At 66.8% G+C, this 26,703-nt stretch carries 29 protein-coding genes; 2 read left to right on the top strand and 27 right to left on the bottom strand.

From position 1 onward, the window contains the following. Window positions 1-2 precede the first annotated feature (2 nt). The 18 genes from PNO31109_RS10970 to PNO31109_RS10880 form a co-directional block, all read right to left on the bottom strand. Window positions 3-806: a phage/gene transfer agent baseplate hub protein gene (locus PNO31109_RS10970; RefSeq protein WP_053822743.1), complete on the bottom strand. Its 804-nt coding sequence runs from the start codon at window positions 804-806 to the stop codon at window positions 3-5. After that, window positions 803-2,485 (bottom strand): hypothetical protein, encoded by a 1,683-nt coding sequence (locus PNO31109_RS10965; RefSeq protein ID WP_141192903.1) that lies wholly within the window; start codon window positions 2,483-2,485, stop codon window positions 803-805. The genes PNO31109_RS10970 and PNO31109_RS10965 overlap by 4 nt, the downstream gene beginning before the upstream one ends. After that, a complete protein-coding gene (locus PNO31109_RS10960; protein ID WP_060784896.1) occupies window positions 2,486-3,628 on the bottom strand; it encodes a hypothetical protein in 1,143 nt (380 codons plus the stop codon). Between the two features lie 7 nt (window positions 3,629-3,635). Beyond that, on the bottom strand, window positions 3,636-4,607 hold the full coding sequence (locus PNO31109_RS10955; protein ID WP_053822747.1) for a hypothetical protein: 972 nt from the start codon (window positions 4,605-4,607) through the stop codon (window positions 3,636-3,638). Between the two features lie 2 nt (window positions 4,608-4,609). Next, window positions 4,610-7,807: a tape measure protein gene (locus tag PNO31109_RS10950; protein WP_053822748.1), complete on the bottom strand. Its 3,198-nt coding sequence runs from the start codon at window positions 7,805-7,807 to the stop codon at window positions 4,610-4,612. Between the two features lie 3 nt (window positions 7,808-7,810). Beyond that, the gene (locus tag PNO31109_RS10945) at window positions 7,811-8,458 is read right to left on the bottom strand and encodes a DUF6441 family protein (RefSeq protein WP_053822749.1); all 648 of its coding nucleotides are present in this window, start codon (window positions 8,456-8,458) and stop codon (window positions 7,811-7,813) included. Window positions 8,459-8,647: 189 nt separating this feature from the next. Further along, window positions 8,648-9,037 (bottom strand): DUF6631 family protein, encoded by a 390-nt coding sequence (locus tag PNO31109_RS10935; protein ID WP_060784897.1) that lies wholly within the window; start codon window positions 9,035-9,037, stop codon window positions 8,648-8,650. 10 nt (window positions 9,038-9,047) lie between these two features. Beyond that, a complete protein-coding gene (locus PNO31109_RS10930) occupies window positions 9,048-9,800 on the bottom strand; it encodes a phage tail tube protein (protein ID WP_060784898.1) in 753 nt (250 codons plus the stop codon). 2 nt (window positions 9,801-9,802) lie between these two features. Further along, window positions 9,803-9,982 carry a DUF7210 family protein gene (locus tag PNO31109_RS10925; protein ID WP_053822751.1) on the bottom strand — a complete coding sequence of 60 codons (180 nt, stop codon included), beginning with the start codon at window positions 9,980-9,982 and terminating at the stop codon, window positions 9,803-9,805. A 6-nt stretch (window positions 9,983-9,988) separates the two neighbouring features. After that, window positions 9,989-10,414 carry a hypothetical protein gene (locus PNO31109_RS10920; protein WP_053822752.1) on the bottom strand — a complete coding sequence of 142 codons (426 nt, stop codon included), beginning with the start codon at window positions 10,412-10,414 and terminating at the stop codon, window positions 9,989-9,991. Window positions 10,415-10,425: 11 nt separating this feature from the next. Further along, window positions 10,426-10,710, bottom strand: a complete 285-nt coding sequence (locus PNO31109_RS10915) for a head-tail joining protein (RefSeq protein ID WP_174782328.1) — start codon at window positions 10,708-10,710, stop codon at window positions 10,426-10,428. Then, the gene (locus tag PNO31109_RS10910; protein WP_053822753.1) at window positions 10,710-11,711 is read right to left on the bottom strand and encodes a major capsid protein; all 1,002 of its coding nucleotides are present in this window, start codon (window positions 11,709-11,711) and stop codon (window positions 10,710-10,712) included. Before PNO31109_RS10910 ends, PNO31109_RS10915 begins: the two co-directional genes overlap by 1 nt. Before the next feature lie 2 nt (window positions 11,712-11,713). Continuing rightward, on the bottom strand, window positions 11,714-12,091 hold the full coding sequence (locus tag PNO31109_RS10905; RefSeq protein WP_053822754.1) for a head decoration protein: 378 nt from the start codon (window positions 12,089-12,091) through the stop codon (window positions 11,714-11,716). A 1-nt stretch (window position 12,092) separates the two neighbouring features. After that, window positions 12,093-13,400, bottom strand: a complete 1,308-nt coding sequence (locus PNO31109_RS10900) for a S49 family peptidase (RefSeq protein ID WP_053822755.1) — start codon at window positions 13,398-13,400, stop codon at window positions 12,093-12,095. A 22-nt stretch (window positions 13,401-13,422) separates the two neighbouring features. Then, window positions 13,423-14,949, bottom strand: a complete 1,527-nt coding sequence (locus PNO31109_RS10895) for a phage portal protein (RefSeq protein ID WP_053822756.1) — start codon at window positions 14,947-14,949, stop codon at window positions 13,423-13,425. A 1-nt stretch (window position 14,950) separates the two neighbouring features. Next, on the bottom strand, window positions 14,951-15,157 hold the full coding sequence (locus tag PNO31109_RS10890; RefSeq protein ID WP_053822757.1) for a phage head-tail joining protein: 207 nt from the start codon (window positions 15,155-15,157) through the stop codon (window positions 14,951-14,953). A 10-nt stretch (window positions 15,158-15,167) separates the two neighbouring features. Continuing rightward, window positions 15,168-17,138 (bottom strand): phage terminase large subunit family protein, encoded by a 1,971-nt coding sequence (locus PNO31109_RS10885; protein ID WP_150555578.1) that lies wholly within the window; start codon window positions 17,136-17,138, stop codon window positions 15,168-15,170. A gap of 10 nt (window positions 17,139-17,148) precedes the next feature. Further along, a complete protein-coding gene (locus tag PNO31109_RS10880; protein WP_053822759.1) occupies window positions 17,149-17,676 on the bottom strand; it encodes a hypothetical protein in 528 nt (175 codons plus the stop codon). A gap of 118 nt (window positions 17,677-17,794) precedes the next feature. Between PNO31109_RS10880 and PNO31109_RS10875 the strand changes: the two genes are divergently transcribed. Together PNO31109_RS10875 and PNO31109_RS10870 are read left to right on the top strand one after the other, a co-directional pair. Then, window positions 17,795-18,307 carry a DUF3489 domain-containing protein gene (locus PNO31109_RS10875; RefSeq protein ID WP_053822760.1) on the top strand — a complete coding sequence of 171 codons (513 nt, stop codon included), beginning with the start codon at window positions 17,795-17,797 and terminating at the stop codon, window positions 18,305-18,307. A gap of 97 nt (window positions 18,308-18,404) precedes the next feature. After that, the gene (locus PNO31109_RS10870; RefSeq protein ID WP_053822761.1) at window positions 18,405-18,770 is read left to right on the top strand and encodes a hypothetical protein; all 366 of its coding nucleotides are present in this window, start codon (window positions 18,405-18,407) and stop codon (window positions 18,768-18,770) included. On the opposite strand, the gene PNO31109_RS10865 is transcribed toward PNO31109_RS10870, so the two are convergent. From PNO31109_RS10865 to PNO31109_RS10825, 9 genes are all read right to left on the bottom strand, one after another. Continuing rightward, window positions 18,734-20,002 carry a site-specific DNA-methyltransferase gene (locus tag PNO31109_RS10865; RefSeq protein ID WP_053822762.1) on the bottom strand — a complete coding sequence of 423 codons (1,269 nt, stop codon included), beginning with the start codon at window positions 20,000-20,002 and terminating at the stop codon, window positions 18,734-18,736. The genes PNO31109_RS10870 and PNO31109_RS10865 overlap by 37 nt on opposite strands. After that, window positions 19,999-21,420 carry a site-specific DNA-methyltransferase gene (locus PNO31109_RS10860; RefSeq protein WP_053822763.1) on the bottom strand — a complete coding sequence of 474 codons (1,422 nt, stop codon included), beginning with the start codon at window positions 21,418-21,420 and terminating at the stop codon, window positions 19,999-20,001. Before PNO31109_RS10860 ends, PNO31109_RS10865 begins: the two co-directional genes overlap by 4 nt. Before the next feature lie 330 nt (window positions 21,421-21,750). Beyond that, window positions 21,751-22,149: a DUF6362 family protein gene (locus PNO31109_RS10855; RefSeq protein WP_060784899.1), complete on the bottom strand. Its 399-nt coding sequence runs from the start codon at window positions 22,147-22,149 to the stop codon at window positions 21,751-21,753. Continuing rightward, window positions 22,142-22,351: a hypothetical protein gene (locus tag PNO31109_RS10850; protein ID WP_060784900.1), complete on the bottom strand. Its 210-nt coding sequence runs from the start codon at window positions 22,349-22,351 to the stop codon at window positions 22,142-22,144. Before PNO31109_RS10850 ends, PNO31109_RS10855 begins: the two co-directional genes overlap by 8 nt. A gap of 1 nt (window position 22,352) precedes the next feature. Further along, window positions 22,353-22,829: a crossover junction endodeoxyribonuclease RuvC gene (locus PNO31109_RS10845; protein ID WP_060784901.1), complete on the bottom strand. Its 477-nt coding sequence runs from the start codon at window positions 22,827-22,829 to the stop codon at window positions 22,353-22,355. A gap of 142 nt (window positions 22,830-22,971) precedes the next feature. Next, window positions 22,972-25,263 (bottom strand): phage/plasmid primase, P4 family, encoded by a 2,292-nt coding sequence (locus PNO31109_RS10840; protein WP_060784902.1) that lies wholly within the window; start codon window positions 25,261-25,263, stop codon window positions 22,972-22,974. Beyond that, window positions 25,256-25,483 (bottom strand): helix-turn-helix domain-containing protein, encoded by a 228-nt coding sequence (locus tag PNO31109_RS10835; protein WP_060121201.1) that lies wholly within the window; start codon window positions 25,481-25,483, stop codon window positions 25,256-25,258. Before PNO31109_RS10835 ends, PNO31109_RS10840 begins: the two co-directional genes overlap by 8 nt. Continuing rightward, on the bottom strand, window positions 25,480-26,217 hold the full coding sequence (locus PNO31109_RS10830; protein WP_060121198.1) for a PD-(D/E)XK nuclease family protein: 738 nt from the start codon (window positions 26,215-26,217) through the stop codon (window positions 25,480-25,482). The genes PNO31109_RS10835 and PNO31109_RS10830 overlap by 4 nt, the downstream gene beginning before the upstream one ends. Continuing rightward, window positions 26,214-26,702, bottom strand: a complete 489-nt coding sequence (locus PNO31109_RS10825; protein WP_060121195.1) for a DUF6511 domain-containing protein — start codon at window positions 26,700-26,702, stop codon at window positions 26,214-26,216. The genes PNO31109_RS10830 and PNO31109_RS10825 overlap by 4 nt, the downstream gene beginning before the upstream one ends. Window position 26,703: the final 1 nt, after the last annotated feature.

The following is a 26,703-nucleotide window of genomic DNA, read 5'->3' as shown; positions in this document are numbered from 1 at the left end:
CCTCAAACGATGGCGTCGCCGGTGAAGGGGTTCTTCACCGGGATGTAGGGGAAACCGCCGTAGTTCAGCTGGTTGCCAAACTTGGCGGCGCAGGTCGCGAGCGTGTGGTCGCAGCCCGGATACGCCTCGAAGGCGTCGCCGGCTTTCAGGCCGGGGATCGGCGCCGAGAGGGTCACCGCGCCGCCGGAGCTGGCGACGATCATCCGTTGCGCCCCGGCGGCCATGAGGCGTCCGCCGACAAACCAGGCAATCGGCTTGGGCAGAAAGACGGACGCAGTCACCTCCAGCCCCGCCACGCTCTCGACGATGCCGGCCGTTTTGTAATCGGCCGCGTTGACCTTGCAGCCGCCGTGGTAGAGCGGATGACGGCAGTTGATCTGGTAGTTCGCCCGCCGCCCCGAACGCTTGAGCGTCGTGAAAATCGGTTCGCAGCGCATCTGCACCGTGATGCCGCCGAACACCACCGACACGACGCGCCCTTTCCACCAAGTGATGAATTCCGTCCCCGGGTCGGACAGGTGCTGGCGAAAGATGGTGAGTGACAGCACGCCATCGGGCGGGGTCACGATGAAGGACTGCACCACGCCGATGTCGAGCGCTGCTTCGAGATTGAGCATCGCGCGGCCGAATTCCTGCGTCTGCTCGATCTCCGAGCGCCGGATCGGCGCCGGGATGTACGGCTCGCCATTGTAGGTCACGGCATCCCGCGCCGACGTGTAGCGCCAGACGGTCGTGCCCAGCGTGAACCGGTACAACTCGACCGGCTGCCCGGAATGGACGCTCGCCTCAATGTTCTGATAGGTCATCCGTTGATGCTCCGAATAGGCAAAGTCACCCGAACCACACGATCCGTTTCGAAGAAAAATTCCACGGCATCGCTCTCCAGTCGTGCCAGTTCCAGGAAGCAGACGATCCGGAAATCGGACGGCACGCAGGCCCGTCCCAGCGCGGCGTCGATCCGCATCCGTTCCACCACCCCGTCCACGAACTCGAACCCGGTGATGCTGCGCAAGAACCAGGTGCCGTCGTTGTGCAGGAAGGCCACGTCCCGCCGGCCGGGCATGGCCTGGTAGTAGGTGGCGAAGCCCCGGCCCTGGACCAGAATTTCCGTGGCATCCAGGGCGAAGGGCTGGGCGACTTCGAGGCCACGCTCCCAGGTCGGCACCCAGAAAGGCACCTGCCGGCCGGCGCGGGCGGCGAGCCAGCCCCGCATCGCAGTGAGCCGGGCGCGATCCGGTAGCAGGTACTGGTGGCGGCGCACGATGAGGGGACGATTCGGGATGTCGATCACCGCAGGCGTGCCGGTCTCAACGTCGAACACATCGGCGAGTCGCTGATAGTCGATGCTGACGTCCTCGACCCGGTTCGGGTGCTGCAGCAGCGTGTCGTAGCCTCGGTACTGGATCGGCGAACTGATCGCCGTCACCGGCGAGGCCAGGTCCTCCAGCTCGAAGCGCAGTTTGGCCTGGGAGATTGCCGCCGTTGGCCGGGTGACGGTCTGCTGGGCGGGTAACCGTCCCAGCCGGGCCGGGGCGATCCAGGAGCCTGCGGGCCAGTTCCCCAACGTCGGGCGCTTGAGCGTGATCGTTCCGGCGGTCAGGGACAGAACTTCGAGGGCCTCGCTGGCGCCAGCGCTTGAGCCGACGATGGCGAGCCCACCGGGGTGATAGTCCATGTCAGTGGTATTCACGGCCAGCACCGTGTCGCCGGGATGGATGGCGGCCGCAAGCCAGGCCTTGTCGGTCCACACCGGCACGGCATAGACGCGCGACTGCCAGACGTTCATCAAGAGGTCCAGCTGCCCGCCGTTGCCGTACTCCAGCACGTCGAACTCGAACGAGCGCCGGGGATCGGCTCGCAGCCGCACCCGCTGCTCGCCGCCATCGCGCATCGTCAGCACGTCGGTGAGCCATTCCAGGCGCTCGGTGAAGCCGCCTTGCCAATCGTGCAGCAGGCCCATGACCAGCACCCGGCCGTAGCTGATCGCCAGGTCGCGGGTGCCGCCGGCGGAAAAATGCAGCGTCAGCAGCGTGTCGACAAAGCTCGGGCCGTCGAGGGTGGCCGTGACCTCGTAGAAGATGTCCTCCAGTGCTCGCATCCTCGCTGGCGGGAAGAAGCCCAGGGACAGCCCCTCGGTATCGCCATCGAGCAGGAAGATCGTGACCGGGTCCAGGAACGCGTTCCAGATTTCGACGGTACGGGTCGTGGGGATGACGAGGTTGCCGAACTCGATCCGGGACGGCGACAGGTAGATCCGGTGGTAGTAGTCGTCCGAGAACGAACCGCAGTGTGCGCCGGCCCGCTCGATCAGGGCCTCGGGCGATGGCTGGCCGCTCGCGATGGCACCCATCGCACCGACGATGGCGGCAACGGCGGTGGCCGGCTCGTAATACCCGGGCCGACCGTTGTCCCACAGGGCGTTCATTCCTGCGGCCGCTGCACCGCCCAGAATGCCTGACGTGAAGGCTCCGACAAAGTCAGGCATTCACACCACCTTGCGGTAAGCCAAGCCGTAGTCGTAGCTGATCGGTTCTGCCCCGAGCGTGTAGGCCTTGTTCCACAGCGGGAAGATCTTCCATACGTCGGTGCCGAGGGTCAGTTCGTCGCCCGGGTTGAAATTGGAGATGTTCAGGAAGCGCACATCGGGGAATTCACCGAGCAGCGTCCAGGTGCCGACGTAGGGCGTGCGATTGACGCCCACGTAGCAGGGCATCATCGGTGCCAGGCCGTTGTAGCTCTGCGGGGAGCAGTGGTAGGCCAGATCGTGTGCCAGGGTGTGGAAGGAAACCTGGGGTCCCCCCGAGATATAGCCTGCGCGGTTGTTCACCGAGTTGGAATAGGTCGTGCAGCCGTAGGCATCCAGGTTGGCCGTATCCCAGACACCGGTCGAAAGCAGGCGCCAGCCGACCGTCCAGCCGTCGATGTCGGCTCGGACGTAGGTACCGGGATAACCGTTCGACGCGAGCGCCGATCGCGACAGCCCTTGGCCGTTCGATCCGAACGGGACCATCTGATTCGAGCTGTTGAAGGCGTAGGCCGTGGTCGTGAACGATTCGATGGGGCATCCTGCGGTCAGATACTGGCCCCCGGCAAAGGCGCCGTATTTGTTGATGAAGCCGAACGACAGGTGGCGGAATCGGCCCGGCGTTTCCTCGATCACCACGTGCACGAAGTCGCCGTTGGAAAACAGGTGGTAGGCATAGAGTGAGGTGGCCAAGGGACCTACCATCACGAACTTTCGGTTGTTGGTCTGCAGGTTGGCGGCCGTGCCGGCAGCGAAGCCGTCGCACACCCAGGCCTCCAGGCAGGCGTAGGTGCCATTGACGCCGTTCTTGTAGAGCTTCTTGTTGACCGCGAACAGCTGGTAGGACAAGCCGTTCTTGGTCAGCACGACCCGGTTCGCGACGAGGCTCGTTTCCGACTGGTTCTTGTACGCATCGGAGCCACTGACCGAGGAAATCATCGACGTCGTGCCGGCGTGAGTGGCGCCACCATTCGATCCATAGGTCGGAAAGGTCAGCGTAAAGGTGTCGGTTGCATTGGCCGTCCAGCCGTTGGCGACCGCGAAATTCTTGATGGCAGTCAGCAGCGTGTTGATGTCGGCCGACGCACCGGTGATGTAAGCCATGATCGCCTCAAGCGAGTTGGATGGCGGCAAAGCGCGCCGCGTTGGTGGAAGTCGCCGCCTGCACGACCAGATGGGATTTGCCGGCCACGGTCACGGTGTCGCCAGCGGCCACTCCGAAGCCCGGCACGGCAAACACGCCTTGCAGCTCGCCCCATATCGAGAACGGACGAGTCGTCGCGCAGTCATAGAGGATCGCCGGCAGCAGCGGGCTCGCGCCGCTCGGCAACTGCGTGAGATTGCCCAGGTCGTAGCGCCCGGCGCTGTTTTTCCTGGTCTCCAACGACATCGCCCAGGGCCAGGCGCGACCGGTGTAGGTCGTATCGAAGCGGTTGGTGCCGACCCAGCCGCCGCTCGGTTGCAGGAGCGCCGCGCTGTAGCTGCCGTATTCACCATCGTTGCGCCAGAAGGCGCTGCCCGCGATGTCGAGATCCGAACTCTGGTAGTTGTCGCCGCGCGACGTGTTGGCCCCGATGAATAGCGGGTACGGATATTGGGCCGGGGTGCCGTAAGGCAGGATGAAGCCCGCGTAGAGCGCGCCCCAATACGCCGAGGACTTCGCCACCACGATGAAGCGCCGGCCGTTGGCGACGAACCAGTAGCTGATCGCGCTGTTGAAGAGCGGCATCCTCGGCACGATGCCCAGCGAACCGGCGCCCGAGAGCAGGCTGCCCGGCTGGCCCTCGGGTGTGTTGATCGAAACGATGCTTTGCCAGGACTGTGACCCGAGCACCCGGATCGAATACGCGGGTGCCGCACCGTCGGCGAACAGGCAAACCTGCACGTAGATCGCATCGCCCGCCGAGGAACCTGGGCCCCGCAGTTCGGCCAGATCCCGCTTCGCGTCAAGCGTGAAGGTGTCACGGCGTAACAGCGTCCAGGCTTCGCCCCCGGCGACCAGGGTCGCGTCGGAGGTCAGAAACGTGATCAGCTTGTTGAACAGGTCGGCGGCATTGGTTGCGGTGCCAGAAGTCCAGGCCATTCTTATCTTCCAAGGATGTTGCGAACGGAGGCGGCATTGCGCTGGATGAGGTTCATCACCACGCGCTCGCCGGCGCTGCTGTTGAGGTAGTCGGCCGCCATCGCCGGGTCGATGACATTGACGATGCGGATGTTCTGACCCGGGGCTGGCTGCGCGGGGGCTTCCGGCACGAGGCCGCCAGCGGCAAAGGCCAGACGACCACCAGCCACACGGGGCCCGGCAGACAAGCCGTTGATGGCATCCAGGAACGACAACCCGAGCCGGCTCACCGCGTGGGCATTGACCACGTACTCGCCGTGGGAGAGGCGCGCCGGGATGGAGTCGCTGGTCGATGTGCCAGGACCGGTCACGTAGCCCCCGGAGGCAAAGCCGAAGAACGACGAGATCAACGCGCCCAAGCCTCCGGCACTGCCTGCCGTGCCACCGCCCATCAGGCTGCCGAACAAGGCTTCGGCCAGTTTCTGCGAGGCGATGCGGTTGATCGTCTGCAGCACGGATCGCCCGAAATCCGCGAATGCGTCCTTGGCCGACTTGGCGCCGCTGCCGATGTCCTGGAACAGTTGCGCGAAACCATCCTGCACCGCGCCGTCGATGGCCACCGCCACGTCGTCGACGACCAACTTCACCTGCGCGATCTCGTTCTTCCACGCTTGCACCCGGGCGACGGCGTCCGGGCCAATGGCTGTGGCGGTAGCCTCCAACTGCGGCAGCAGAGCATCGAGCGATTGGCCGGTCTGCCGGTGCAGCGCAAGGATCTGCTGGCGGGCCTGGGATTCCGTGAGGAGCCCGGACTGACGCTGCAGATTGATCGACTCTTCAGACGCACGCATCCGCGCGAGCGTGTCGTTGAACTGGCGCTCGTACTCGGCGAGGTCGGCGGCCGATGCTTTGACGTCGATCAGCCGACCGACGGTGGCCGCCCCTTCGGTGTCGCCCTCGGCACGGAGCCGCTCGATCAGGGGCTGGTACTGCCGCTCGATGGCTGCGCGCCGGTCCTGGCTGGTCGCCGCACCCGTGAGATCGAGCAGTTCGTCGCGCACCTTGGCGAGCTCCTCGCGCAACTCGCGCTCGGCCTGGACGGCTTTGCGGGCATTGGCGACCTCGACGTCCGCGCGCTTGTGGTTGAGGACGGTCAACTCGCTCTCGAGCTTTGCGACTTCTCCTTTCGCTTTGATGCGTGCGGGCTCGTCCTTGCCCGTCTTTTCCAGCCGCTGCTGCTGCGAGAGCGACACCTGCACGCGCCGGATTTCCGCATCGATCTCCTGCTGCTCGATCCGGGTCTTGGCCGCGTAGTAGTCTTTCAGCGAAATCAGCCGGTCTTCGAGCGCCGCGTCCAGTTCGCGCGCCTGGCGATCCAGCGCATCCTTGAGGATCTTGAATTCGGCCTCGGCCTGCGCCTGCACGAGTTCGAGCTTGGCCGCCTCGACCCCCTTGTCGGGTGTCGGCTTGGCGGGTGGTTGTGGACGGCCGAATACGCCAGGCTGGTTCTTATCGGAGGAGCGGATGCGGCCGGCAATGGCCTGTGCGACCTCCCCGACGTAGTCGCGCGTCACGGCATCGCGCACGGCCCCCGCCAGTTCCTGCCCGAAATCTCGTACCTCGCCGAGCTGGCGGCCGAGCGCGGCGCGCAGCGACTGCATCGAGAAGTCGCCGCTGAAGGCCGCTGCCACGTCCTGGCCCAAGGCCTTAGCCAGTTCCCCGATGTCGGAGAAGGCATTGCGAAAGCGCTCGACCATGAAGGCAGCCGTGACGCCGACGACGCTGCCGACCGCGTTGAAGGCGCCGATGACGACATTGACCATCGTTCGAATGGCAGATCCGATGGCTCGGAGCGCATCGACCATCACCTCGCGGACGCGCGCCCAGCTCAGATTGTTGGCGCCGACCAGCCGCCCCAGGGCGCTGACGACGTCGCCGACCTTCTCGACCACCAGGTCCCAGGTGGCGCTGATGATCTGTTTGATCGAAGCGGTCTTGCCGCCGAACTCGACCACGGCGTTGCGCGCCGAATAGAGGGCCCCGGCCAAAAGCGTCACCGTGGTCACGATCACGCCGATGGGGCCGCCCAGGAGTGCCAGCACCCCGCGCAACAAACCCGCCGCGCGACCGAGCAGCGACGTGGAGGCCACCGCCTGAGTCACGGCACCGGTGGCGGCGGTGGCTTGCAGCCGGGCCTTTGCCGCATCGACGACCAGTGCGCTGGTGGCGAGGCCTTGCGCCCGCGCCTGGGCCAAGGCCGCATCGGCGAGGCGGACCCGTGCCAGCGCCTCGGCTTCCAGCGTGCGCAGGTTGGCACGCCGCGCCGCCGCTTCCGCTCGGGCGGCGGCGATGCTGGTGGCAAAGGCGCCCGCCATCCGGCCGAAGGCGGTAACCAGAACGACCCCCGCCAGATCGATCAGCAGTTCGAGATGCTGGGCGACGAGTTGGATCGCCTGCGCCAGACCTGCGGTCAGGCCGGAGCTCGCGTCGCGCTCGCCGAAGGCGCGCAGAAAGGCGTTCTTGAGACGGGTGAGCGCACCCGACACCGTATCGGGCAGGCTGCCGTACTCCTCGGCGAGCCGGCCACGCTGCTTGAGCAAGGCGTCGAGCACGGCCTTGGACGTGATCTTTCCTTCCTGCGCCAGGGCCCGCAGCGAGCCGAGCGGCACGCCCATGCCATCGGCGATGGCCTGCGCCAGACGCGGTGTCTGCTCGATGACCGAATTGAATTCCTCGCCGCGCAGTTGTCCCGAGGCGAAGGCCTGGCCCAACTGCAACAGCGCCCCGGCCGCGGCCTCGCTGGAGGCGCCGGAGAGCGATACGGCCTGTCCGATGGCATCGGTCGCCGCCAGCACGTCCGCCTGCGAACGCCCCAGCGCCTGCACCGAGGGCGCCAGCCGCGCGTAGAGCGTGACGGTTTCGGCGAGCGGTGCGCGGTTGCGCTGCGCGATCTCGAACAACGCCGCGTCGGCGCGGTTGAACTCCTCCTGGGAGGTGACCGCGAGCCGCAGGCGCGCCTGCAGGTTCTTGTACTGGTCGGCGACCTCGACCAGTTCGCGCACACCCAGTCCCACACCGATGGCACCGCCGATGCGGGACAGGACTTCTCCCACCTGGCCTGCTTCGCTGCGCAGGCGCGAGAGGCTGCCCTGGACGGACTGGAAGGCGCGTCGCGTCTCATCGACGGCGGTGATGAGGATCTGCGCGCGATTATTCGCCATTGCTCAAACCTTCGACATTGCCTTGCTGATGGCCGCCGTCAGGCGGGGAAGATCGACCCGCACCGAACGGGTAAGGTCGAAACGTTTCTTGAGGGTCACGCGCCGCACCAGCATGGCGACAGGAATCTCCTGGCCACGCTTGATGCGCTTGGCGCCGGTGCGCTCCCGCTCGGCGCTGCGGAAGCGCGCCAGCGGCCGGGCGTTCTCGCCGATGTTCTCGGCCATTAGGATCTGCTGGCCGTTCTTTTCGACGAACCAGGCATTGCCGGATCGCATCAGCGCATCGATCACCCGGGCAAACGCCTTGCGTCCGATACGCCGGTGTTGCGGCAGCAGCGGGATCAGCATCCGCCCCCGAATCGTTCCTCCCTGTTCGTGCAGGCCCAGCCAGGACACCTTCGAGCCGATGTAGAGCGCCGGAAATTCCGTGGCTTTACGGTCGAACACCTTGGCGTGCATCGACCGGAGGAACTTGGGACTTGCAACCTTGAAGCTGGCGCGCATTTCGCCCCGCACCCGCTCGGCCATCTCTTTGCCGGAATCCCGCATCGCGCGGGCGACGGCGGTGTGGATCGTTTTGTGGGTATCGGTTTGCCAGGCGTTGAAGCGACGACGATCCAGCAAGCCCTCAGCGACCAGATCGATCTTCATCGCGCATTCCCTGTTGGAGTTCGGCCTGGAGCTGACGGATGCCTTCGCGGTTGCCCTGGGCGGCGGTGGTCATGACCGCGAGCTGGGTGGAGAGCCGTTCGCGCTCGAGACGGCTGTCGGCGGCCAGAAACGCGTTCAGCTGGCCCAGCGTGTAGCCGAGGATGTCCGGGTAGCGGTGGCCACTGCGGATCAGGCGGGCGATGGCGTCGCTCCAGCCAACCGTCCGCTCAGAGACTGCGCGAGCGTGCTGACCTTCGGCGCGACCCGGTGCACGAAAAAATCCGCGTTCACCTCGAACACCGTGGCGGCGAGCGTGATCGCGTCGTCGAGCGCCAGCGCGTCCACCCATTCACGCGGGCGTCGGCTGGCCAACGCCAGAGCGGTGAGCAAGGAATCGCCGTGTTCACAGAGCAAAGCCAGCCAGTCCGGCTCGCCGGTCAGCTGCTCGGCAAAGGGCCGCACGGCCTTGAGCATCGCGGGCAGCTCGCCGATTACCAGCGGGCTGATCGTCAGGCGCTGCCCGGCGATCTCCAGGGATTGGGTTTGCGGGACGAGAACATCCAGGTCAGAGGTGGTCATCGTGTACTCCTCACAGCAGCACGATGCGGCCGAACTGACCGAGGTCGCCGGCAGCGGGCTTGAGCGTGTCCGCCAGCACCTGTCCGGAAAGCTCGAACTTCAGCAGTTCGTCGGTGATCACCGACAGTTCCTTGGCCGGGTTGATCGCCACGCGGTACAGGTCGATCACCACCTCGCGGTTGCTGTCGGCGATGTTCAGGCCTTCGAAACGCACCCAGCGCTCCGGCAGCGGCTGCGTGAACAACGCGGTGGATTGCGCGGTTCCATAGGCGTAGTCGACCTTGAACGGCTCCACGTAGGGGCCGCCCGTCGTCTTGTCGTTGATGACCAGCGATCCGTGCTTCGCATTGAGGCTGTACTGGGCGGCGGGCAGCGTCTTGGGCGTGCCCGAGGCGTCCTTGACCACCACAGAGGAGACGTTCTGCTTGGCGAGCAGGTACAGGCTTCCTGCCGTGACCGGGTTGGGCAGTGCCTCGGCCGTCACCGTGCCGCTGACCTGTTCGATGGTCGTGCCGTAGAGCGCCAGGCCCAGATTCACCGCGATCAGCTCTTCCAGCGTGCAGGCGAATTCGCCCTTCTTGGTCTTGATCAGCTGCAGGTCGGTCAGGCGTTGTCCGCTGGTCGATTCCTGATGTTCCAGCGTTTCCACCGACAGCGAGACCTTGAGCTCGGGCACGTTGCCGACAAAACTCAGCCCTTGCGGGTTGCCGGCAGCGTCGCGGGCGCCGATGTAGACACGGCCTTGTCCAGAGAAATACGGCATGGTCAGTCTCCCTTGCGTGCGGTGAATTGCGGTTTGACGCCCGGCTCATCGGGCGCCTCGGTAGGTTTGGCGACGCCGCGTTCGATCAGCCAGCGTGCGGTGGCCTCGTCGACGTCGAGGCGCGTGCCGGGGACGCACTGCACGCCGGCATGGGTGTGGGGTTTGATGAGTTCAACGGTCATGGCAAGTCATCCTTTCTGGGTCAGGTCCATGGCATGGGTGCGGTAGCGGATCTCGTAGCGGGCCGGCAGCGCGACGGCGCCAGCGTCGGCATCCTCGGCATCCCACTCGGCATCGACCTCGTGCAGCAGGAGCGCGAGGCCGCCGAGGGTCGCGTCAGGCATCAGCGCCGAGTGGGCGTCTACCATCGCCCGGTCGGCCTGGTCGAACGCGTCATCGCCGCGCGCCACCACGGTGAGGCGCAGCGTCAGCACCCGGTCGACGAGGTGGTTGGCGTAGCCGGTGATGCGGTCGCTCTCGGCGAAGAGCAGCAGCGCGGGGCTCGCGTCGCGGGTGACCGGCACGGCCGGTTGTCGCAGCACTGGAACGGGTGCGACAGCGGCCGACAGACGGGCCACGACCTCCCGCAAGATGCGCTCACGGATGGAGTTCATAGGCAGAGTCCTCAAATGCGGGTGAGATCGGCACGCCGCTCGCTGCCATCACCGATGGCCCGCACGTCGCGCACGCGGTAGCTCGTGCCACCGATGCTCACGACCTGGCCCACGGCCAGATCGGGCAGAGCCGAGGCGAGGAAGCGCATCGTGTAGTCGGTGGAGAGCGCGAGGCCATCGAGCACGGTCTCGTCCGGGGCAAGGAAGTCCACCATGACGATCTGCCCGCCGACCTCTGCATCCACCAGCAGCCCCGCGTCCGCGGCCGCCGCGTACAGCTCCTCGACGCGCACCATTAGACGGTCAGCTTCACCAGCACGCCCGGGCGGTGGCACATGGGCAGCGGGTTCGACTGGGTGTGCAGGTCCGTGCCCCGGTCGAACTTGCGCGGCTCCTGCTTGGCATACAGTGGCTGGCCGACCGTGTTGACGGTCTCGTTGAAGTCCGCCGGCGCGAAGTAGGTGCCGAAGGTGTCGATGGTGCCCAGCGGAAAGGCGTGCGCCTCACCGGCGGCGATGAAGCGGCGCGCGGTGCCGCTGGCGTCCGTAGCCTGGCCCCGGTACTCCTCGAAGGTGATGCCGCCGTAGGTGAAGCCGCGACGGATGTCGTTGATGAGGATGGCTCCGTTCTGCCAGTTCTCGAACGCCTTCTCGACCTTGGCGTGGCCGGTGAGCGCGGCGAAGAACTCCGGCGAGCACAGGCAGTGGACGCCGTTCATGAACTCGCCCTTGAGGTTTTCCTCGATGGTCGCCAGCACCGTGCCGCACTTGGCTTTGACGTTGGTGCCCGCCGTGCCTAGCTCGAAGGACACCGTCTGCTGCGCGATCTCGAAGGCATCGAACAGGTCGTAGAGCACCGAGCCGTCCGCGTCGAGGATCACGCCCTTGAGCGCGCCGACACGCAGGTGCTCCAGCGTGATCGCGTGCTTGTTGCGCATCGTCTCCAGATGGCGCGCGACCACGCCCGCGACCGTCTCGGTTTCGGTTTCCGAACCGAAGGCGCGGATGCCTTGCACCTCCTCGGGCAGCACCACGTCGTCGTGCGGGATGTGCGGCACGACGAAGGAGCGCAGCTTGCGCTTGCCGCGCACGCCGACCGTGCCGGGCGAACCCGGCGGCAGCGTGGGCAGCAGGTTGAGCACGCCGTTCATTTCCTCGACGACGATCTGGCGCTGGCGCACCGGCTTGGGTGGCATCAGGTTCAGTTCTTCCAGGCGCCCGTAGCGGTTGGGCAGGATGTTGATGGCGGCGGTCAGCGCGGCCATCGAGAATGCGGGATTGCTGAAGGGGTTATTCATGGTCAGGCTCCTTGACGGACGAGCACGCCCAGCGCCTTGAGCTGCGCCACGACGCTGAGTTTTTCGGCGTTGGTGATGGCCGCGGGCCACACGAGCGCGTGGTCGGCGACAATGGCGTGGCGCGCGACGATCAGGCCGTCGTCGCGGTCGGCGAGCGTCGCGTCGCAAGCTTGCAGCAGCACGCCGGCGGCGACCTGCGTGCCGTCGGTGGCGGACGGGTCGATCCGTGTGACTTTTCCGGTGGCGGTGACGATGCCGATGACCGCGCCCAGCGGCAGGTTCTGGCCGGAGGCGACCGTGACGCGGTCGCGCGAGTAGAGGTTGGGCGCCTCAAACTTGAGCAGGTCGCCCAGATTCAGCGGTTCGGCGAGAACGGACATTTCAGATCTCCTTCTTGGTGGATTGCGCCGCGAGCTGCTTGGCCGCGTCGATCAGCGGATTGCTGGCCGCAGGACGCGCGGCATCGGGCGCGATGCGGCTGACGATTTCGGGACTGGCCTCGGCCTGCGCCGCGAGCAGTCGGCTGCGCACCTGGGCGGGCGCGGTGTTGGTTTCGAGGAAGCCTGCGATCAGGTCGGCGCGACCGGCGAGCGTGCAGGTCTGTGCGATCTCGATGGCCTCAAGCACACTCAACGTGGTGCCGGCGGACGGTTGAGGAGGACTGCCAGCAGGATCAGCAAGAGGCCGATCAAGAGCAGTGGGGTCGGATCGTTCATTCATGGAAGACTCCATCGGGTGGTTGCGAAAATGGCCCCCAAGCTGCGCCTGCGGCTCGCTGCCCCCCGAGGGGGCGCGCTTGCCTTGGGACGGCCCGGCGGCGCGTAAGCCCGCTTGGCTGGCCGGAGTCACCAGAGTCGGGAGTGGGGAAAGCGATTGCGTGAGCTGGGCGAGCGCGTCGTCGAAACCTCCGACGGCATCGGCCAGTCCGGTGGCGACGGCATTCGGGCCGAAGAACAGGCCGGCTTCGGTGGCGCGCACGGCACCCGCGTCGAGGCCGCGATGGCGCGCGACGGTCTCGACGAACAGCTCGTAGACGCGATCCACCTCGGCCTTGAGCACCGCGTGCGCGGCGTCGGAAATCGGCTCGTGCGGGTTGAGGTCGTTCTTGCGCTCGCCCGCGAACACGGCGGTGTAGCGAACGCCGTCTTTGGCGTCCTTGGCGGACTGATCGACGTGCATCGCAATGACGCCAATCGAACCGACACCACCGGTGCGCGCGACGAACACGCGGGTGGCGGCGGACGCCAGCGCATAGGCGGCCGAGAATGCCATGTCGTTGGCCACGGCCCAGACCGGCTTCAGCTGCGACGCCGCCCGGATGCGGTCGGCCAGATCGAACACGCCGCCCGACTCGCCGCCCGGTGAATCGATGTCGAGCAGGATGGCCGCGACCTCGGGGCTGGCGAGCGCGGCGTCCAGTTGCGCGGCGATGCCGGCGTAGCTGGCGAGGCCCGACTCGGCTTCGAGGCCAGAGGTGCGGCGCACCAGCGTGCCGTGGATCGGGATGACAGCGACCTTGCCGCTGACCGGCGTGGGCGCGCGCGCCGTTGGCGTGTAACCCACGGGCGCGGCGAGATCGGCGAGGCCGATGCGTGCGCCGAGCACGGAGAGGATGACGTCGAGTTTCGGGCGATGGATCGCCAGCGGCACGCCGAACAGGCGAGCCGCCAGATGAGGCAGCACGGTCATGGGAATCCTTCGGGGAAAGCGGTCAGGCGGAGGAGTCGCCGCCGGTGGCGTCGGGCGCGATGGCGTTGCGGTTGGGTTCCGCCCCATCACGCACATTCGCGCCGTCCTTCGACGTGTAGCGAGGGTCGGAATCGAAGATCAGGCCGAGGTCGTCGGCGCGCTTGTTGTCTGCGGCGATCTCGCGGTCGACGTCTTCGGCGTCGTAACCGTTGGCCGAGATGGCTTCCGAGCGGCTCATCAGGCCCGCACGGATCGCCAGCAGCATGGCCTTGTATTCCTTCTCGGGATCGACCCACTGCCAGCCCTGCGGAATCCACTTGGCTTGCAGGTACTGGCGGCGGCGCGCCGGCCCACCGCGCGCGAAACCCGGCGCATCGAGCGAGCCGGCGAGCACGGCCTGCTTCATCCACGTCGCCCACACCGGGCGACACATCTGATGGACCAGCACCGAGTGCTGCACCATCTCGCAGCGGCGGCGGAACTCAAGCAGTCCGGCGCGGATGGACGAGTAGTTCACGCCCGTCAGGTCGCCGGTCAGTTGCTCGTAGGTGATGCCGATGGCGGCGGCGACCGCGCGGAACTGCGTGCGCAGGAACTCCGAATACGAGCCGCCCACGTCCGCCGGATCGGAGAACTTGATGTCCTCGCCCGGCTCCAGAATCTGCAGCGTGCCCGGCTCCAGCCCGGCGAGCGCGATGCCGTCGCCATCGGCCGGGCCTTCGCCCATCAGGTTGTCCTCGGGGTTCTGGCGCGTGACGAAGCCCGCGAACATCGCGGCGGTCTTCTTGCGCACCAGTTCGGCGTCGTCGTACTGGTCGAGTTCGTTGAGCTTGACCAGCGCGCGCGACAGCCACGGCTCGCCGCGGATCTGGCCGGGACGCAGCACGCGGTAGAGGTGGATGACCTCGCGCGCGTCCACGCGCACGGTCTCCATCCCGCCCTGGCCCGACATCGGCGCGAGCCGTCCGTCCTCGGGGTGCGAGCGGTACAGGTGGTAGGCCACACGGCGGCCCAGCGCGTCGAACTCGATGCCCGAGCGCACCACGTTGCCGGAGGGCAGATCGGTGGTGAGGTGGATCGGCAGGTGCTCCGACTCCAGCAGTTGAAGCTGCAAGGGCACGACCAAGCCATCCTCGACACGGCGCGGCCGTAGCCGGATCAGGCATTCGCCGCCTTCGAGCATCGAACGGCAGGCCAAGGCTTGCAGGCCGTAGAAATCGGTTTGGCCCGCCGCGTCGGCTTCCTCGGTCCAGTCGCGCCACAGCGCCTGCACGTCGGCCTTGAAGTCTTCGTCGTCCGACAGGCTCTGCGGCTTGATGCCGGTGCCGACCGCGTTGGCGACGAAGGCGTCGAGCGCGGCCTGCGCCCACGCATTGCGGCGCACGAGGTCGCGGCTCTTGACGCGCAGGTCGGTGTGGGTGGCCAGCATCGCGGCGACCGCGCCGGGATTGCCGGGCATCCACGCCAGCGCGCGGCGGCCACGGCCGGCGGCTTCATGGACGGGCGATTGGCCGAACAGGCGGCGCACGGTTTGGGAGAACCACGCCATGTCAGAAGCCCTTGCCCGTGGTGACACGGATCTGACGCTTGGTGCTCCGACCGACGCTGCGCGCAAGTTCCGCTTCGACGATGCGAATAGCGACCTGCAGTTCCTCGACCGAGCGGTACTCGACCGTCTTGTCGCCGAAGCTCACGCGGCGCTCGCCAGTGGCCAGCGCGCGCTTGAGCGCATCGAGTTGGGTGGTGGTGTAGGTCAAAGGTCTTCTCTCATCGGGTCAGCCAGCGGCTCTTGATCACGCGCCGGCCGCCATTGCGGGTGCCAGAAGCAGAAAGGCCACCGCTGTGGGTGGCCTCGTTGGGATGTGTCGGTTCGAGCGGCGGCGAATCGTCCGGTGGACGCTCCATGCCGAGTTGTCGCTCCAGTTCGCGCCAGTGACGCTCCTCGAAGCGATCCAGGCCCGCCGCCGCTGCGGCGGCGCGGGCATAGACGTAGCAGTCGAGCGCCTCGTTGCGCTCGCGCATCTTTTGCCATTCGCGCACGGGGAAACCGTTGCGGTCGCGGCGGGTGATCAGTTGTTCGGCACAGAGCTGCTGGGTGAACTCCGCGTCGATCTTGGGCAGGTGGACGAAGCCTGCGGGGAACGTCGTGGTGACGCCGTCCTCGCCGACGTTGGCCGCCTTGCGCAGGTTGTTGTAAAGCTCCAGCTTGGCGATGCCGACCGCGACGGTGAATACCTTGATGCCACGGCGCAGCTTCTTCCCGTCGCGCGAGACATCGACCGCCGTCGGCGTGCCGATCAGCGCCGCGCCGCGCGATGCGCCCTTGACGGCCATCACGCGCGCATCGCGGCAGGCGCGCACGAAGGCGTAGGCTTCCTGCGTGGCAAAGCCGGTGTCGAGCGCGAAGCGTGCCAGCGGCATCGCCGCGCCCGTGGCGTGCGTCCAGGTTTCGTCGAGCATCTCGGCCAGACGCTTCCACACCTGCTCACGCGCGGTGTCGCCCATCAGCACGCGGTGCTCGACGAGCCATGCTTCCTTACCGCGTCCGAAGGCCCAGACCGAGACTTCGATGCGATCCTTCTGCACGTCCGCGCCGCCCACCAGCAGCAGACCGCCTTGCGGCACCGTGCCGATGCGGTAATCCTCGCGGCGTTCGACCAGCCGCTGCCAGTCGGGCGCTTCACCTTCCTCGACCCACGTTTCGCCGAGTTCGGTGTTCTTGAAGGTCTTGATCGCGGCGGCGGAACCGGATTCCTTGCTGACCGCCGCTTCCCACGCGGCGGCGATGTCGCGCCACGCGCGCCAGCCGACCGGGCTGTATAGCGAGGACAGGTGAAAGCCCGCCGTGCGCGGCGCACCGTCCTCGACCATCGCGCGCCACTCGCCGTGTTCGAGCATCCACGTCTTGTGGTGCTCCGCAATCGCGGTGTCGCAGGATTCGCAGACATAGGCCGCCGTCTCCGGCGCGCCCTTGTCCCAGCGCAACTGCTCGAAGCGCAGCCACTGCCGGTGCGAGCAATGCGGGCACGGCACGAAGTAGCGGCGCTGGTCGCTGGCCTCGTACTCGCGCTCGATGGCCGATGCGCCCGAGATCGTCGGCGTGGAAACGATGAAGATCTTCCGGCGCGCGAAGGTGCGCGTGCGCGCCTCCGCCAGCGAGATCGCGTCGCCTTCGCCCTCGACGTCCAGCGGGTAGCCGTCCACCTCGTCGAGGAACAGGTAGCGCACCGGCATCGAGCGCAGGCCGACCGCGCTGTTCGCGCCGGTCATCACCAGCACGCCGCCGCGAAACTCCTTGGCCAGAATCGTGTTGCCCGAATCGCGCGAGCGAGCCGGAGCGATCAACTCGGCCAGCACGCCCGATTCCTCGATCAGCGGGTCGATGCGCTGCTTGGAGTTGCGCTTGGCCATCTCGACCGTCGGCCAGACCGCCATCATCGGGCCCGGCGCATGGTGGATGACGTAGCCGATCCAGTTCGATCCCATCTCGGTCGCGCCGAGCTGGGCAGCCTTCATGAACACCACGCGCTCGACCGGCGAGGTCGGGGACAGGCAATCCATGATGGCCTTCAGGTACGGCGTGCGGCTGGTGCGCCAGCGGCCCGGTTCGGCGGATGCCTTGCTGGAGAGCATCCGATGCCGATCCGACCATTCGGACACCGTGAGCAGCGGATCGGGCGTCAAGCCCTCGCGCCACGCGCGTTCGATTTCGGCTGCGCCTTCGTAATCGACGTCCATTTGTTCCTGTTCAGTCCACGCGCGGGCGCAGATCGCCAAGTTCCTGCAAGTGCTCGCGCACGGCGGCCTCGAGCGCGACATGCATCGTGTGCGGGGCGACCCCGAGCTTGGCCGCCATCTGCGCGGAGATGCGAGCGGGCCAGTTCAGCCACGCATCGCGCTCGGAGCGCGCCAGCTTGAAGACATGGGCGATGGCCTGCGGCCGATCCACCAGCTCGCCCTTGAGCCGGGCCAGCCGCACCTTGTTCGTCTGCGCCTTGACCACCTCGTTGACCGTGCGCGCCTGAAGCAGCGACGCACCGCCAGCAGGAAGGGCGGCGGGACCGTCGCCACCGCCTTCCGGTACGGCGACCTTCGTGGCCTTGGCGCGCGTCCCCGCCTTGGGAGCATCCGAGTTGCGTGCCCACTCCCGATCCGCGCGGTCGGCGTCGATGGTGCCGTCAGCTTCCGGCGTGATGCGCCCAGCCCGGATGGCCTTGTGAACAGCGGTGTCGGTTACGCCCCGGTGGCGGGCGTAAGCGCGTATCGAGATGCCCATTTTGAGAACCAGCGGCCCCTTCATTCATTTGTTCGTCATTCCCCCGGAATCAGCTTGGCTTCTCTCTGGAACAGCGCGTTCATCACGTCACCCATCAACCACCCCGAAGGAGCAGCAAATGACCACCAGCCAACTGACCCCGGCCCAGCACGCGATCCTGGCCTACGCCCTCGAACACACCGGCGGCAAGATCGACTGGTTCCCTGACAACATCAAAGGCGGCGCACGCAAGAAAGTGCTAGACGGCCTGTTCAACCGCGCCCTGATCACCACCGACGGCAACGACTGGTTCGTCGCCGCCGAGGGCTACGACGCGATGGGTCGCGCCCGTCCCGCGCCCCTGGACGCCGACCCGGAGATCGAGGCCGCCGTGACGGCCGCCGAGGCCGAGTGGGCCCAGGACAAGACCACGCAGGCCAAGCCGCGCACCCGCGAAAACAGCAAGCAGGCCGAAGTCATCCGGATGCTGCAGCGCGCAGAGGGCGCGACGGTGCGCCAGATCTGCGACGCCACGGGCTGGCAGGCGCACACGGTGCGCGGCACCTTCGCCGGAGCCTTCAAGAAGAAGCTCGGCCTGACCATCGTCTCGGACAAGGCTCAGGGCGGCGAGCGGGTCTACCGCATCGCCTGATCAGAAAGATCGAGAAAGAGGCCAAGCGGCGCTTGGCTTCTCAATCGAGCAGCGCGTTACTACGGACGTCGCAACGATCAACCCGAAGGAGCCCGAGATGACCACCAACCAGATCCCTGCCACCCAGAACGAAGCCTGGGGCTTTTGGGGCACGATGAACGAGCACGCCAGCGCTGCGTGGCCCTTGGCGATGAACGCCATTTCGGACGCCACCGGCCAGCCCCTCGAATCGGTGCGGATCTTCCTCGACAGCCGACACGGCCGCCACTTTGCCGACGAGGTTCAGAACGGGCTGTACCGGGGCCAGACCTTGACGGACGCGATCAACGCCGCCACCCGACAGTGGATGGGCTGGACGATTGGACGCCAGACCAGCAAGCAATACGGCATCCCGCGCGGTCTGCCCTACCTGACGGGCTTCGTGATTCACTGCGAGATCACCGACGAGTCGCGGGCCGCCTGATCGAACGCCATGCCATCCGCCTCGCGGGTGGCACGTTTCCCAGTCCAGTCCTGCCAGCGGCGCACAATCACGTCGACGTACTTCGGGTCGAGTTCGATCAGCCGCGCCAGCCGCCCCGATTTCTCGGCGGCGATCAGCGTCGTGCCAGAGCCGCCGAACGGGTCCAGCACCACGTTGCCGGGGCGGCTCGAATTGCGGATCGCCCGCTCGACCAGCTCCACCGGTTTCATCGTCGGGTGCAGGTCGTTCTTCTGCGGCTTCTTGATTTGCCACACGTCGCCCTGATCACGGTCGCCGCACCAGTGGCGTTGCACCCCTTCGGGCCATCCGTACAGAATCGGCTCGTACTGGCGCTGGTAGTCGGCGCGACCCAGCGTGAAGGTGTTCTTCGCCCAGATGATGAACGTCGACCAGTGGCCACCGGCGGCGCGGAACGCCGCCTGCAGCACGTCGAGTTCGCTGGAGGACATCGCCACGTAGATGCCGCCCCGGCAATGCGCGACGGTGGGCGTCAGCGCCGCCAGCAGGAAGTCGCAGAAGCCGTCGCCCAGGTTGTCGTTCAGGATCGCGCGATCCTTGCCGCGCATCTTGTCCTTGGCACTGTTGGCGTAGTTCACGTTGTACGGCGGATCGGTGAAGACCATGTCCACCTGCTCGCCTTCCAGTAGTCGCTCGTAGCTTTCGGCCAGAGTGGAGTCGCCGCACAGCAGGCGGTGACCACCGAGCAGCCAGACGTCGCCCGGACGCGAGACCGGCGTCTCGCTGACCTCGGGCACCGCATCGTCATCGGCTTCGCCCTCAGTATCCGGCTCGTCGCCCGCCATCAACTCGGCCAGCGCGTCGGCATCGAAGCCGGTGAGCGACAGGTCAAAGTCATCGTCCTGCAGGGCCGCGATCTCGATGCGCAGCATCGCGTCATCCCACCCGGCGTTCTCGGCGATGCGGTTGTCCGCGATGACCAGCGCCCGGCGCTGGGTCGGGCTCAGATGGTCGAGCACGACCACCGGCACCACCTCCAACCCGAGTTTCTGCGCGGCGGCGAGCCGACCGTGCCCGGCGACGATCACGCCGTCGCTACCCGCCAGGATCGGATTGGTGAACCCGAACTCGGCAATCGACGCAGCGATTTGCGCCACCTGTTCATCCGAGTGGGTGCGCGCGTTGCGGGCGTAGGGCAGCAGCTTGCCTGTGGGCCACTGCTCGATCTTGTCGGCCAACCAGGAGGCGTTCATTGCTCGGCCTCCGTGGTGGCCAGACGCTCGTTGGCGACGTGGTCGAAGGACTGGCCTGTGGCCAGCAGTGTGACGGGCACGCCAGGGTGGTTCTGCTGGAAGCGCTTGATCGCAACATCCACGTACTCCGGCGCGATTTCGACCGTGCGACAGATCCGACCGGTGCGCTCTGCAGCCAGCATCGTCGTGCCGCTGCCACCGAAGGGCTCGAACACGATGTCGCCCGAATCGGTGTAGGCCTCGATGACGAACTCCGGCAGCGCGACCGGGAACACGGCCGGGTGGTCGATGTCCTGCCCGATCTTGCCCTTGTGGCGCATCACGCGGATCACCGAGTCGGGAATGCGGGTGTCCTGTGTCGGCTGGCCCTTGTGCGTCCAGCCGCCCACCTCGCCATCCTTGCCGCGCATTGCCGTGGACGACCCGTCAGCACGCAGGTGCGATTCCTGGCCAGCATGCTTGCACGGCACGATCTTGTTCGGCTTGCGGCTCTGGCGGTTGAAGTGAAAAACGAATTCGAAGCTTGGCGCGAAGCGGCCCGCCCAGTCGCCGGGCATGCCCGGGCCCTGATCCCAGACGTACCACGCGAAACGCCGCCAGCCCTGCTGGCGCATCCAACCGAGCCACGCATCCCAATACGGGATGACCTCGTTGTCGCGGTGGATCAGCCCGAGGTTGACCAGCACCTGGCCATCCTGAGCCATCGGCAGATGGGCGAACACGCCGCGCATCAGGCCATCCCAGTCGGCGATGCCGCCCGAGGTGTAGTCACGCTGATTGCCGTAAGGCGGTGAGGTGAAGCACAGGCGAGCCATGTCGCCTTGCATCAGCGTGCCGACCACGGCACGGTCGGTCGCGTCGCCGCAGATCAGGCGATGCTGGCCGATGGCCCAGACATCGCCGGTGCGCGACACCGGCACCACGGGTGCATCCGGCACGTCGTCAGCGGCGTCCGGTTCGTCGCCGTCCGTTGCGTCCTGCTGCTCCTGGTCGGCCTCATCGGAGACCACGTCGTCGGCGAGCAGTGCCTCGATCTCGGCATCCTCGAAACCGGTCAGCCCAAGGTCGTACCCGGCCTCGGACAGCTCGGCCAGTTCCAGCGCCAGTAGTTCCCCGTTCCATCCCGCATCGAGCGCCAGCCGGTTGTCGGAGATGACGTAGGCGCGCTTCTGCGTCGGCGACAAGTGCGCCAGTTCGATGACCGGCACCTGATCCAGTCCCAGCTTGCGCGCGGCAGCCAAACGGCCGTGGCCCGCGATGATGCCGTTGTCGCCGTCCACCAGCACCGGGTTCGTCCAGCCGTACTCGACAATGCTGGCCGCGATCTTGGCCACCTGCTCGTCGGTGTGCGTGCGCGGGTTGCGGGCGTAGGGAATCAGCGCCTCGACCTTGCGGTACTCGACGTTGAGCGTGTTCAGAATCGGTTCCTCGAAAAAGGAAAACCCGCCGACGGAAAACCGCGGGCGGGCTCGTGATGGGTGCGGACTGGTGCGGGTGCAAACTGCAAACCCTGCAAACCTTGGTTTGCAGTCGGACGCTAGGCGAATGCCGCGCTCGCGCCCCCCGCATTGCGATTCGGGAAGGAAGGACCCCTTTTGCCTCGGGCCGCTCGCCGCGCCGTCACCGCTGTCCAGAAGATAGCTGAAATACTACCCCCGGATCGCCGAATCTGTTGCAGGGTCAAAAACCGCTCACTACCGCCGATGCCCGCGCATTGCCGACCGGGCGCGCCAAATCACGCCAAATCCCTACGCAGTGACGACGCCATTGAGCTGGTCGGCGACCGTCTGCAAGGCGCGCTGCCAGCGCCGCCAGGCCGTCGTGCGGTCGCAGGCGAAGCGGATGGTGATGTCGCGCCAGCCGTATCGCTTGGCGCGCATCCACACGAGGTGGCGCTGCTCGACCTCCAGCCACTGCACCCACTTCATCGTCTCCAGCATCCGCTCGATGGCGTCCGGCGTCGGAGGGAACGGTCGATAGACCGTCTCGTCGGCCGCGAAGGCTTCCCACTCCTTGCGCACGATGATCGGCCAGGTGTTGAAGTAGCCCTGCACACGCACGGGCGGCAGGCGTCGTCCGGTGCTGGCCGCCTCCTCGAAGCGCGCGGCCACGTCTTCGATTGTCCAAGCAGCATAACGGTCAGTCATGGCGTGCGCCTCCCTGTCCGTAGAGACGTTCGCCGATGCGCCGGACGAACTCGCGCTCGACGAAGTCCAAGCGTTCGTCGGCGGCGCTGACGACGAGGACGTGCTGGTCGCGCCAGCCGCGTTGCTTCATCGCTTCGAGGTCGGTGGTCTCGGGCTGGAGGCGGCCCAAGGGGCAGCGATAGGTGGGCGTCGGAATCTTCATCTCACGCCTCCTGTTCGAGATCGTGCTGTGCGATGGCCCAGTGCAGCAGCGCCAGTGCGTCGGCTTCGTTGTCGTCGCCCGGCGCGTGGCCGCGAGCGGTGACGGAGGCAATCACCTCGTCTTTGCCCGCGTTGCCTTTGCCGGTGGCGTGCTTCTTGATCGTGCCGACCGGCACGCCCTGGTATGGGATCTGGTGGTGCTCGCACCACGCGGTGAGCGTGGCGAGGAAGCCACCGTAGGCGTGCGCCGCGTCGGTCGAGACGTGGCGGCGCACCTCCTCGAAGTGCAGCGTGTCGATGCCGTCGGCCACGGCCTTTAGTTCCGTGAGCCAACGCTTGAAGCGCAGGAAGCGCATGCCGCCGCCTTCGAAGCGTTGCGGCCGAAAGCTCTCGCTGCCGCTGGTGATGTTGCCGTCGCTGCCGCGCAGCGCCCAGCCGGTGGTGGTGCCCAAGTCGAGGGAGAGGATAGTCGTGGTCATGGTTGCAGTCCTTGTTTCGGTTTGGACTGACGCATCCGGCGCAGCACAACGAAACTTTCCATGAGGCGTGCGCGCGCACGCGCGCGTAAGAGACTTACGTTGTGATGCGTCAAAAGCGTCAGTCGGTGTGTCGGCATGGCGGTCAGTCGTCGGCGTATGGGGTGTAGGCGGGCTTGGGCGGGTGCTTGAGGCCAATGCCACGGAAGCCGCGAACGCCCGCCGTGTTGCGCCACTTCTCGACGCCACGGGTGATGAGCAGATCGGAGAAACGGCGCTGCGAGCCGATGAACTCGCCAGCGGAATCGGCCCATTGCTTCCAGTCGCCGAACAGTTCGGCGGTCAGCGACTTCGCGTTGGCCTCGCGCACGCAGCGTTCGTCGAGCCAGCGGCCCAGCGCGTCCTCGGATTCGAAATACTCCTCGGTCGCCGACACCACGCTCGCAGGTGGTTTCAATCCTTCGCGTTGCCACACGAGGCATCCGGCCACTGCCCACGCCAGAATCCCGTCGCGCTCGGCGAGCAACTTGTCGGTCAAGTTGCCATCGCGCCGTTCGGGCGGGATCGTCACGGTGAAAGGGATCAGGTGCATCCGCCGCTTCATCGCCTCGTCGATGTTGCGAATGGCGGGCTTGTGGTTGCCGACGATCACTGGCTTGAACTGCGGCGTGTACTCGAAAAAGTCCTGCCGCATGAAGCGCGCGGAGATCTTGTCGCCGCCGGTGATGGCCTTGACCTTCGATTCGTTCAAGCGCCGCCCCTGTTCCGTTTCGATGGCCGTCACGAAGCGTGCGCCGCGAAGTCCGGCCAGATCGGTCGGATGGCGGTCGCCGCGCGCTTCGACGAAGGTGTCCATCGACGCGGTCGAGGCGTAGTCGCCGAGGATGGTGCTGACCACGTTGGCGAACACGCTCTTGCCGTTGGCACCGGTGCCATAGAGGAAGAACAGTGCGTGGGCGCTGGTCACGCCCGTCAGGCAGTAGCCGACCATCCGTTGCAGGTAGGCTTGCAGATCGGCATCGCCGCCGGTGATCTCGACGAGGAACTGCCGCCAGATCGGGCAGTCGCCACCCGGCGTGGCCGTGGTGATCTTGGTCATCCGGTCAGCGCGGTCGTGCGGACGCTGCCTACCGGTCTTGAGATCGACCACGCCGCCGGGCGTGTTGAGCAGCCACGGATCGGCGTCCCATTCGGAGGTGGTGGCCGCGTGCCTGCGATCCGCACGCGCCAGCCGTTCCACGCCGCCGACCGTGCCCGAGCTGGCCAGCTTGGCGGCGATCTTGGGGTTGTCCGCATGGACGGCGGCGTGACGGCAGACGCTGCGGATCAGGTCGGTGGCTGCCAGCGTGTCCTCGGTGCGCCAGCGATGCCCATCCCACACCAGCCAGCGGCCCCACGCGGCGACGTAGCGCCAGTCGCGGTGGTAGCGCCGGGTGAAGGCCAGCGCCAGCGCATCCTCCGTGCCCCACACCGATTCGTCGCTGCTAACCACCGGCTCGGCGTCGTCGGCGACGTCGTGCATCTGGAGACGCGGGCCGTGGGTGAGGAAGGCCGTGACGTCGAAGCCCTCGATCACGGCGTCCGCCGCGTCCCAGCCGTCCGCCGCTTCCTCGGGCGGGTACAGGATGTGGCAGGTCTTCGCGCCGGCCGACAGGATGGCCTGCGCCGCCTGCGTCGCGTACTCCCAGCCCGGTTTGTCACGGTCGGGCCAGATCAGCACGGCCTTGCCCGCCAGCGGTGACCAGTCGGTTTTCTCGACCGGCGCGTTGGCCCCGTGCATCGCCGTGGTCGCGACGATGCCTGCGTTGATCAGCGCCTGCGCGCATTTCTCGCCCTCGACCAGCACCACCAGCGATGCGCTGATCATTCCCGGCTGGTTGTAGAGCGGGCGCGGATCGGGCGGAGCCATCTTGCGACGGCGCGCGTCCCACGGGCGGAACTCCTTCTTGCGGCCGGGCGGGTCGTAGCGGTAGACGACCGCGATCAGCTTGCCGGAGGCATCGAGGTAGTCCCACTTCGCAGTGGCCGGGCCGAGGTCGTCGACGGGTGCTTCCTTCTTGCTCTTGCGCGTTGGTGCCGCCGGAGCGCGCCCGAGCAGTTCGGTCGCCGCGTCGAGCACGCGCGGGAAATCGGCGTGGGCATCGAGACGCAAGTGCGCGGCGATCAGCGTGAAGATGTCGCCGCCGTCACCGGTGGCGCGATCCGTCCACAGGCCCGCCTTGTCGCCGTCGAGCACGATCTCCAGGCTGTCGCCCGGGCTGCCGAGGACGTCGCCGACGAGGAACTTGCCACCGCGCTTCTTGCCCGCGGGGAACAGCGCGGCCAGCACTGAATCCAGCCGCGCGCGCAGTTCGGCGCGGATCGCTTCGCGCTCGGTGTCGAGGTCACGAGGAGCGGGCCGAGCGGTGGGCTCGGGCGCGTCGTTGAAATCAAGCATCCTCTGCCTCCTCGCCGGGCACCTGCTGCGCGACCATCCACGCTTCCAGTTCGTTGGGCTTGAAGCGCACGAGCTTGCCGACGCGGTAGTGCGGAATGCGCCGCCGCTGGCGTTCCTTGGCTTGGGAGAGCCAGTACGACGGCAGATTGAAGATCAGCGCCGCCTGACGCACGTCGATCAGTTGTTCGCCGAGCAATTGGCTCAAAGATGTGTGGTTCATGTCGGCGTCCTCCAGCAGCGGTCTTGCCACGCGCACATATGGCATTCGAAATGGGTGGGATCGTTGAAACCGCGTGGCAGCAGTTCGCCGGCCTCGGTCGCGGTGATGACCTTGACCGCACGGTCGGTCATGCGCTGTGCGAGCGCGGCGTCGAAGGGCGCCAACTCGACGTAGATCTCCATCGAGTCGGCGTTGATCGCGGTGAACAGCGCCGGGTGTTCATGCAGTTGCAGGTGAGCCTGATACAGCGCGACCTGCGCCGCGTACACCGGCTTGGCGACCACGAGGCCTTTCGCCTCCAGCTCGCGCCACGACTTCGCGCTTAAGGCTTTGTTCTCCCACAGCGCGGGGTAGCGGAAGCCCTCCGGCCCGCCGACGATCACGCCATCGACGTGTCCGCGCAGCCGACCGTGCGCGTCGGAGAAGCCGAACTGCCCACCGTCGGGCTTGCGCGTGCGCAGGTCGAAACCCGCGTCGCGCAGCCACGCCACCATGCAGTCCTCCATGACGTGGCCACGCTCGAAGATGCGCAGCATCCGGCCGCAGGTCGCGCGCCCATGATCGACCGGAGCCTTAGCGTACTCGAACTGCACGGCGCGCTCGCACGCCGCGCCCAGACGCGACGCGCCGAGGTAGTCGCGGGCGGGCTGCTGCGCGCGGACGCGCTGCATTCCGGCATCGACCAGTGCCGTGACCTGGCCCGAGAGGCTGGACGAAGAGTTGAAGTCCATCATGGCTTCCTCCCTTTCGGTTCTTCCCAGGGAAGGTCGTCCTCCAGATCGGCGAACGGATTCGCCAGCGGATCGGATGTCGGGGCCATGCCGCGCACGGGCGGGAACTTGGTTGCCTCGTGGTGCTCGACCATCGCTTCCGTGTAGCAGGTGACGATGGCGTCGATGACGCGCATCGCCTCGGCTTCGGCATACTCGCCAAGCGGTTTCTTGAAACCGATCTCACCCGCCGCCTCGCCGAAGGCCTTCAGGCACTTCTTCATTGCGGCCAGTTCGACATCAGACGGATCGATCATGGCGACCTCCGATTTGTCGATGCGTCCTTCCTTCACGCGCGTCCAGTTGCCGTAGAGCATGTGAAAGGCGTCCTGGCAGCGGCGCGAGCAGAACACCCAGTCGATGGGGTAGCGGCGCGGATCGGCGGTCTTGAATCGGCCATCGAAATGGCCGTAGCCGCGCGCCTGTCGTTTGCAGATCCAGCATTTCATC

This window comes from Pandoraea nosoerga (assembly GCF_902459585.1).
Classification (GTDB): Bacteria; Pseudomonadota; Gammaproteobacteria; order Burkholderiales; family Burkholderiaceae; genus Pandoraea; species Pandoraea nosoerga.
Note: the sequence above shows the minus strand (reverse complement) of the source record. Positions and strands in the feature narration are given on the sequence as shown.

What these genes read in the sequence shown, in the direction of transcription:
- PNO31109_RS10870 (WP_053822761.1), top strand. Translation starts at nt 18,405, where the DNA reads ATGACCACCAACCAGATCCCTGCCACCCAGAACGAAGCCTGGGGCTTT.
- PNO31109_RS10905 (WP_053822754.1), bottom strand. Translation starts at nt 12,091, where the DNA reads ATGTCCGTTCTCGCCGAACCGCTGAATCTGGGCGACCTGCTCAAGTTT.
- PNO31109_RS10955 (WP_053822747.1), bottom strand. Translation starts at nt 4,607, where the DNA reads ATGGCCTGGACTTCTGGCACCGCAACCAATGCCGCCGACCTGTTCAAC.
- PNO31109_RS10875 (WP_053822760.1), top strand. Translation starts at nt 17,795, where the DNA reads ATGACCACCAGCCAACTGACCCCGGCCCAGCACGCGATCCTGGCCTAC.
- PNO31109_RS10880 (WP_053822759.1), bottom strand. Translation starts at nt 17,676, where the DNA reads ATGGGCATCTCGATACGCGCTTACGCCCGCCACCGGGGCGTAACCGAC.
- PNO31109_RS10935 (WP_060784897.1), bottom strand. Translation starts at nt 9,037, where the DNA reads ATGACCACCTCTGACCTGGATGTTCTCGTCCCGCAAACCCAATCCCTG.
- PNO31109_RS10945 (WP_053822749.1), bottom strand. Translation starts at nt 8,458, where the DNA reads ATGAAGATCGATCTGGTCGCTGAGGGCTTGCTGGATCGTCGTCGCTTC.
- PNO31109_RS10825 (WP_060121195.1), bottom strand. Translation starts at nt 26,702, where the DNA reads ATGAAATGCTGGATCTGCAAACGACAGGCGCGCGGCTACGGCCATTTC.
- PNO31109_RS10925 (WP_053822751.1), bottom strand. Translation starts at nt 9,982, where the DNA reads ATGACCGTTGAACTCATCAAACCCCACACCCATGCCGGCGTGCAGTGC.
- PNO31109_RS10920 (WP_053822752.1), bottom strand. Translation starts at nt 10,414, where the DNA reads ATGAACTCCATCCGTGAGCGCATCTTGCGGGAGGTCGTGGCCCGTCTG.
- PNO31109_RS10960 (WP_060784896.1), bottom strand. Translation starts at nt 3,628, where the DNA reads ATGGCTTACATCACCGGTGCGTCGGCCGACATCAACACGCTGCTGACT.
- PNO31109_RS10835 (WP_060121201.1), bottom strand. Translation starts at nt 25,483, where the DNA reads ATGAACCACACATCTTTGAGCCAATTGCTCGGCGAACAACTGATCGAC.
- PNO31109_RS10900 (WP_053822755.1), bottom strand. Translation starts at nt 13,400, where the DNA reads ATGACCGTGCTGCCTCATCTGGCGGCTCGCCTGTTCGGCGTGCCGCTG.
- PNO31109_RS10950 (WP_053822748.1), bottom strand. Translation starts at nt 7,807, where the DNA reads ATGGCGAATAATCGCGCGCAGATCCTCATCACCGCCGTCGATGAGACG.
- PNO31109_RS10855 (WP_060784899.1), bottom strand. Translation starts at nt 22,149, where the DNA reads ATGACTGACCGTTATGCTGCTTGGACAATCGAAGACGTGGCCGCGCGC.
- PNO31109_RS10930 (WP_060784898.1), bottom strand. Translation starts at nt 9,800, where the DNA reads ATGCCGTATTTCTCTGGACAAGGCCGTGTCTACATCGGCGCCCGCGAC.
- PNO31109_RS10830 (WP_060121198.1), bottom strand. Translation starts at nt 26,217, where the DNA reads ATGATGGACTTCAACTCTTCGTCCAGCCTCTCGGGCCAGGTCACGGCA.
- PNO31109_RS10865 (WP_053822762.1), bottom strand. Translation starts at nt 20,002, where the DNA reads ATGAACGCCTCCTGGTTGGCCGACAAGATCGAGCAGTGGCCCACAGGC.
- PNO31109_RS10895 (WP_053822756.1), bottom strand. Translation starts at nt 14,949, where the DNA reads ATGGCGTGGTTCTCCCAAACCGTGCGCCGCCTGTTCGGCCAATCGCCC.
- PNO31109_RS10850 (WP_060784900.1), bottom strand. Translation starts at nt 22,351, where the DNA reads ATGAAGATTCCGACGCCCACCTATCGCTGCCCCTTGGGCCGCCTCCAG.
- PNO31109_RS10970 (WP_053822743.1), bottom strand. Translation starts at nt 806, where the DNA reads ATGACCTATCAGAACATTGAGGCGAGCGTCCATTCCGGGCAGCCGGTC.
- PNO31109_RS10915 (WP_174782328.1), bottom strand. Translation starts at nt 10,710, where the DNA reads ATGGTGCGCGTCGAGGAGCTGTACGCGGCGGCCGCGGACGCGGGGCTG.
- PNO31109_RS10885 (WP_150555578.1), bottom strand. Translation starts at nt 17,138, where the DNA reads ATGGACGTCGATTACGAAGGCGCAGCCGAAATCGAACGCGCGTGGCGC.
- PNO31109_RS10840 (WP_060784902.1), bottom strand. Translation starts at nt 25,263, where the DNA reads ATGCTTGATTTCAACGACGCGCCCGAGCCCACCGCTCGGCCCGCTCCT.
- PNO31109_RS10965 (WP_141192903.1), bottom strand. Translation starts at nt 2,485, where the DNA reads ATGCCTGACTTTGTCGGAGCCTTCACGTCAGGCATTCTGGGCGGTGCA.
- PNO31109_RS10910 (WP_053822753.1), bottom strand. Translation starts at nt 11,711, where the DNA reads ATGAATAACCCCTTCAGCAATCCCGCATTCTCGATGGCCGCGCTGACC.
- PNO31109_RS10845 (WP_060784901.1), bottom strand. Translation starts at nt 22,829, where the DNA reads ATGACCACGACTATCCTCTCCCTCGACTTGGGCACCACCACCGGCTGG.